A 6007-nucleotide genomic window follows, 5' to 3' on the forward strand; every position below is an offset into this window, starting at 1 on the left:
GCCCGGTTCCGTCCGCCTCGGCATCCCCGGCCGGGGCAGGCCTCGCCTCGACGGGAACGCCGTCGGTCGCCGGCGCGATCGGCATCGCCACGGTGATGCTCCTCGTGGGCGTCGTCGTCACGGTCGTCCTGCGGCGTCGGGCCATACGCGACTGACCCCCCGCACACGAACGCGCCCGGCCGTCGACGAAGGAGTCGACGACCGGGCGCGCTGTGGTTCCCGGGGTCCTACGCTGCGTCTCCCACCAGAACCGCCGCTCCCTCATCGGCTGCGGTCGGGTGCGCCCCGTCGATGTGCGCGAGCGTCCTGCGGCCGAACAGGATGCACGCCGCCGCGATCACGACCGACACCGTGGCCATGACGTACGGCACCCCGGCGCCGGCCGCGTGCCACAGGAAGGCCGCGAGCGGCGGAGCCATCGCGCCGCCCAGGAAGCGGACCGCCGAGTACGCGGACGAAGCGACGGAGCGTGGCAGGTCGGTGGCTTCCATGACCGCCTCGGTGAGCGCCGTGTTGATCACACCGAGCACGAGACCGCCGACCACGATGCACACGACCAGTGCCGCAGGCGAGCCCACCACGAACGCGGCCACGAGGAGGTCCGCCGCCAACAGCGGCAGTGCGACGAGCAGGACGGTGGTCAGCCGCATCCGGCGGAGGAGCAGCGGTGCGACCCACACGCTCGTGACGGCGAGGCCGAGACCCCAGCCGAAGAACGTCAGACCGATGCCCATGGCGCCGAAGCCGAGGGGGAAGGGCGAGAACGCCAGCAGCGTGAAGAAGCCGATGTTGTAGAAGAGTGCGGTCGCAGCCAGAATCGCCAGCGCGGGGCGACCGAGCGCCCGGAACGGCGCGCTGAACGGAATCGGGGAGCGCGCCGGGGCCGGTCCGCGCAGGAGCACCGCGACCGCGACGAACGCGATCGCCATGAGCACCACCACGCCGAAGAACGGCCCGCGCCAACTCGCCTCGCCGAGGATGCCGCCGAGCAACGGTCCCACGGCGATGCCGAGGCCGAGCGCGGCTTCGTACAGGATGATCGCCGCCGAACTGCCGCCGGAGGCGGCGCCGACGATCGTCGCGAGCGCGGTCGAGATGAACAGGGCGTTGCCCAGACCCCAGCCGGCGCGGAAACCGATCACGGCGTCGACGCTCCCGCTGACCGCGCACAGCAGCGCGAACACGACGATGAGGCCGAGACCGACCAGGAGGGTGGCCTTGGCGCCGATGCGGCTCGAGATCCAACTCGTCACGAGCATCGCGAGGCCGGTGACCACGAGGTAGCTCGTGAACAGCAGCTCGGTCTCGACGGGGCTCGCCTGCAACGACTCGGCGATCGCCGGGAGGATCGGATCGACGAGGCCGATCCCCATGAACGCCACGACGCACGCGAACGCGACGGCCCACACCTGGGCGGGCTGCTTCCACACGCTGGGAGCCGCGCTCATCGTGCGACCTCCGGCCGCAGGCCGACGCGGGCGGCGAGGGCATCGGCGCTCGTGCGGACCGCGTCCCACTCGGCATCCGTCAGGTCGGCGACGTGCGGGGTGAGAGCGGCGGCGAGGGTCTCGAGCCACCGGTCGAGTTCCACGAGACCGTCGTCGGTGGCCGAGACGACACTCACACGCGAGTCGTCCGGGTGGATGCCGCGGGCCACGAGGCCGGCACTCTCCATCTGGTGCACGAGCCTCGTCATCCCGGGCTGCGAGACGCGGCTGAGAGTGGCGAGGTCGCCCAGGCGCTGCGGGCCGTGGTCGCGGAGGAGTGTCAGGGTGCGCCACTGCGCAGCGGGGGCGTCGTTCTTGGTGTCGATGGCCGCGATGCGCGTCAAGGCGTGCACCGCGAGGATCAGTCTCTGGAGATCATCGTCGCGGGTCATTCCCCAGAGCATACCCCAGGTATATAACGGTGGTATCTATTATCGTCCCGCGATGCGCGTCGACAGTTGGTGCGCGTGCGCGAGCAGGATCCGCCCGAGCTCTGCCAGCCGGTCGCCGCCGAAGCGGAACTCCACCCCGGTGAGGCTGAGGGCCCACTGCGGTTCCCCGCTCCTCGTGAACACCGCGGCACCCAATCCCCAGCTGCCCTCGACGATGAGTCCGGGGTTCACCGCGTAGCCGCGGGCCTTCGTGTCGGCCACTCGCGTCCGCAGGCGGGCGGGGGAATGCGCGACGCCCCAGTGCTCCGTCAGGTCGTCGTGACGCTCGAGGTAGGCGTCGACCTCTTCCGGCGGCAGGAACGCCAGGATCGCCAGGCCCGCTGACGCGACCCCGAGGGGAAAGCGCACCCCCTCCGACAGGACGTGGGAACGGATGGGGAAGCTCCCGTCCTCGCGCACGAGGCACACCGTCTCGTCCCCCCGACGCACCGAGAGGAACGCGCTCTCCTCGGTCCGCACGGCGAGGGAGCGGACGATGTCGCGTGCGATCGCGGTCACGTCGAACCGGGATGCCGCGACGGTCCCCATCAGATAGAGCTCGGGGCCGGGCAGCCACCGCCCCGTGGCGTCGTCCCGGTCGACGAGGCCCTCCTGCCGGAGGGCGGACAGGAGTCGGTGCGCGGTGGGGCGCGTCAGGTCGGCGTGGCGCGCGAGATCGCCCACCGCGGCGCCCTCGGCCCCGGACGCCGTCACCAAGCGCAGCAGGTGCGCGGCGCGGGCGATCGCCTGCGTCCCCGGGACGCTCGTCCGCGCGGGGGGAGTCGGGGTAGTGTCCACGATGTGGACGCTACGCGGGCCGGCATCCACATCGCAAGAAGTGAGGCGACGCGTCGCGCGCTCCGGGCACAGGATGAGACCACCGATCCCTGCACGAAGGAGTCCGCGTGATCGACAAGACCTGGCCGTCGGCGGCCGACGCCGTCGCCGACATCCCCAATGGGGCGTCGCTCGCCGTCGGCGGCTTCGGCCTCTCGGGAAATCCCATCGCTCTCATCGAGGCGCTGCTCGCGCAGGGGACGCGCGACCTGTCGGTCGTGTCCAACAACTGCGGGGTGGACGATTGGGGGCTCGGCATCCTGCTGGGAGCCGGACGCATCCGCAAGATGACGTCGTCGTACGTCGGCGAGAACAAGGAGTTCGAGCGGCAGTTCCTCTCCGGCGAGCTCGAGCTCGAGCTCACGCCGCAAGGCACGCTCGCCGAGAAGCTGCGCGCGGGGGGATCGGGGATCGCGGCGTTCTACACGCAGACCGGCGTCGGGACGCAAGTCGCCGAGGGAGGCCTGCCGCAGCGCTACGACGGGTCCGGCGGGGTCGCCGTGGCCTCTCCTGCGAAGGACACCCGGACGTTCGACGTCCACGGGGTGCCGCGCGAGTTCGTCCTCGAAGAGGCGATCACCACGGACTTCGCGCTCGTGCACGCCTGGAAGGGCGACCGCCACGGCAACCTCGTCTTCCGTAAGGCCGCGCGCAGCTTCAACCCCCTCGCGGCGATGGCCGGACGCGTCTGCGTCGCGCAGGTCGAGCACCTCGTGGAGCCGGGCGAGATCGATCCGGACGACGTGCACCTCCCCGGCGTCTTCGTCCACCGCATCGTCGAGGTGGGACCCGACATCGAGAAGCGCATCGAGAAGCGCACCGTCACCGAAGGAGGCCGCTGAGATGGCGCTCACCCGCATCGAGATGGCCGCGCGCGCTGCACGCGAACTCACCGACGGCTCGTACGTGAACCTCGGCATCGGTTTGCCGACCCTCGTGCCCAATCGCGTCCCCGACGGAGTGACGGTCGTGCTGCAGTCCGAGAACGGCATCCTGGGTGTCGGTCCGTACCCGACCGAGGATGCCGTCGACGCCGACCTCATCAACGCCGGCAAAGAAACCGTGACGACCCTGCCGGGGGCGGCGTTCTTCGACTCGGCGACGAGCTTCGGCATGATCCGCGGGGGAAAGATCGACGCGGCGATCCTCGGGGCCATGCAGGTGTCGGCCACCGGCGACCTGGCGAACTGGATGATCCCGGGCAAGATGGTCAAAGGCCCCGGCGGCGCGATGGACCTCGTCCACGGAGCCGAACGCGTCATCGTCCTCATGGAGCACGTCGCCCGCGACGGGTCGCCCAAGATCGTCGACGCGTGCTCGCTTCCGCTGACCGGCCGCGGCGTGGTCGACCGGATCATCACCGACCTCGCCGTGATCGACGTCACGCCCGAGGGGCTCGTCCTCATCGAGGTCGCCCCGGGCGTCTCGGTCGACGACGTCGTCGCCGCTACCGAACCCCCGCTCACCGTCCGCATCCCCGAGGAGAAGATCGCATGACCTCCGACACCGACGTCGTCATCGTCGCCGCCGCCCGCACCCCGCAGGGCCGGCTCAAGGGGCAGCTCGCTCCGCTGACCGCGGTGCAGCTCGGCGCGGCCGCCATCTCGGGGGCTCTCGAGCGGGGCGGTATCCCCGCCGGTGCCATCGATGCGGTGCTCGTCGGCCAAGTGCTGCAGGCCGGCGCCGGCCAGAACGCCGCTCGTCAGGCCGCGATCGCCGCGGGCATCGGGTGGGACGTCCACGCCGCCACCGTGAACAAGGTCTGCCTCTCTGGGCTCACGGCCGTCATCGACGCCGCACGCATGCTGCGACTCGGCGACGCGACCGTGGTCGTCGCCGCCGGCATGGAGTCGATGACCCGCGCACCGCACCTGCTGATGAACTCCCGCGCGGGGTACGCGTACGGCTCGATCGAGGTGCTCGACCACCTCGCGCACGACGGCCTCACCGACGCCTACGACCGCGAGAGCATGGGAGCGTCCACCGAACGCGCCAACGCCCGGTACGAGGTCACGCGGGAGGCCCAGGATGCCGTGGCCGCCCGGTCCCACCAGCGTGCGGCCGCAGCCCAGGCGGCGGGCGTCTTCGACGCCGAGATCGTCCCGGTGTCGATCCCGCAGCGTAAGGGCGACCCCGTGGTGGTCGCCGCCGACGAGGGCATCCGCGCCGACACGACGGTCGAGACGCTCGCAAAGCTGCGCCCCGCGTTCGCCGAGGGCGGGTCGATCACCGCGGGCAACGCCTCCCAGATCTCGGACGGGGCCTCGGCCGTGGTCGTGACCACCCGGGCGACCGCCGCCGCGCACGGCTGGGACGTCCTCGCCGTCGTCGGCGCGGCCGGACAGGTCGCCGGACCCGACAACTCGCTCCACGCGCAGCCCGCACGGGCCATCGCCCAGGCCCTCGAGAAGGAGGGCATCGCGGCATCCGACCTCGACCACGTCGAGATCAACGAAGCCTTCGGTGCCGTGGTGGCCCGGTCGCAGGCCGAACTCGGACTCACCGACGACGTGGTCAACCCGCACGGCGGCGGCATCGCGATCGGCCACCCGATCGGTGCGTCGGGCAACCGCCTCGTCGTGCACGCGGTGCACGAACTCGTGCGGCGGGGGAGCGGCACCGCCGCGGTCGCGCTGTGCGGCGGGGGCGGTCAGGGCGACGCGCTCATCCTCACGCGCTGAAGGGATGCCGGGCCCCCGGGCCTGGCATCCTCTGTTCTCGCGTCAGCGGGCGAGGCGCTTCTTCAGGAGCTTCTGCTGCTTGCGCGCGACGGGCGAGTCGCCGGAGACCTGACGACCGCGGCGCGCCCGTCGCGTATCCACGACGGCACCGATGGCCAGGGCGAGCGTGATGCCCCAGCTCAGCCACGCCAGGGCCGTGCGCCACGTGAACGGCTCGTCGTTGCGGAGGCCGCGCAGCAGCGTGATGCCACCCGTGATGGCGCTGAGGAGTCCGGTTCCGAAGATGTACTGGCGCATGCCACCAACCTACTCATCCTCGCGCGGAGGCCGACGACGCCTTGACAGCGGGACGCCCCACCTCGATAAACGCCGTCTCTGTCGAGACACGCGGTGTCGCACCGTGTCTCGACAGAACGGGCGTTTATCGCATTCCGGCGCCCCCGCGGAACCATCGCACCCCGCTGTTAGCCTGAGGGGAAGCTACCGAGGAGGACCTGTGTCACAGGCCGATTTCGTCGTCGTCGCCAATCGTCTACCGGTGGATCGCACCCCCGATGGGGAGGGGTGGCGG

The 6007-nt window shown here is 71.4% G+C and carries 7 protein-coding genes; 3 read left to right on the forward strand and 4 right to left on the reverse strand.

Going from position 1 to position 6007, the window contains the following annotated elements:
• Positions 1 to 227: 227 nt before the first annotated feature.
• The 3 genes from FE256_RS17350 to FE256_RS17360 are packed head-to-tail and all read right to left on the reverse strand — an operon-like array spanning position 228 to position 2716.
• The gene (locus FE256_RS17350) at positions 228 to 1448 is read right to left on the reverse strand and encodes an MFS transporter (RefSeq protein ID WP_138178137.1); all 1221 of its coding nucleotides are present in this window, start codon (positions 1446 to 1448) and stop codon (positions 228 to 230) included.
• On the reverse strand, positions 1445 to 1879 hold the full coding sequence (locus tag FE256_RS17355; RefSeq protein ID WP_138178139.1) for a MarR family winged helix-turn-helix transcriptional regulator: 435 nt from the start codon (positions 1877 to 1879) through the stop codon (positions 1445 to 1447). Before FE256_RS17355 ends, FE256_RS17350 begins: the two co-directional genes overlap by 4 nt.
• A gap of 39 nt (positions 1880 to 1918) precedes the next feature.
• Complete coding sequence (locus tag FE256_RS17360; protein WP_138178141.1) at positions 1919 to 2716, reverse strand: IclR family transcriptional regulator; 798 nt, start codon at positions 2714 to 2716, stop codon at positions 1919 to 1921.
• Positions 2717 to 2823: 107 nt separating this feature from the next.
• On the opposite strand from FE256_RS17360, the gene FE256_RS17365 reads away from it, so the two are divergent.
• From FE256_RS17365 to FE256_RS17375, 3 genes are read left to right on the forward strand one after another with little or no spacing between them, the layout of a single operon-like run.
• Complete coding sequence (locus FE256_RS17365) at positions 2824 to 3597, forward strand: CoA transferase subunit A (protein WP_138178143.1); 774 nt, start codon at positions 2824 to 2826, stop codon at positions 3595 to 3597.
• A 1-nt stretch (position 3598) separates the two neighbouring features.
• Positions 3599 to 4252, forward strand: a complete 654-nt coding sequence (locus tag FE256_RS17370; RefSeq protein ID WP_171024404.1) for a 3-oxoacid CoA-transferase subunit B — start codon at positions 3599 to 3601, stop codon at positions 4250 to 4252.
• Positions 4249 to 5436, forward strand: a complete 1188-nt coding sequence (locus FE256_RS17375; protein WP_138178145.1) for an acetyl-CoA C-acetyltransferase — start codon at positions 4249 to 4251, stop codon at positions 5434 to 5436. The genes FE256_RS17370 and FE256_RS17375 overlap by 4 nt, the downstream gene beginning before the upstream one ends.
• 42 nt (positions 5437 to 5478) lie before the next feature.
• Here FE256_RS17375 and FE256_RS17380 read toward each other — a convergent pair whose 3' ends face one another.
• Positions 5479 to 5733: a cytochrome c-type biogenesis protein gene (locus tag FE256_RS17380; protein WP_138178147.1), complete on the reverse strand. Its 255-nt coding sequence runs from the start codon at positions 5731 to 5733 to the stop codon at positions 5479 to 5481.
• Positions 5734 to 6007: the final 274 nt, after the last annotated feature.

Origin of the sequence: Microbacterium sp. 5K110, assembly GCF_005774735.1 — a bacterium.
GTDB lineage: Bacteria > Actinomycetota > Actinomycetes > Actinomycetales > Microbacteriaceae > Microbacterium.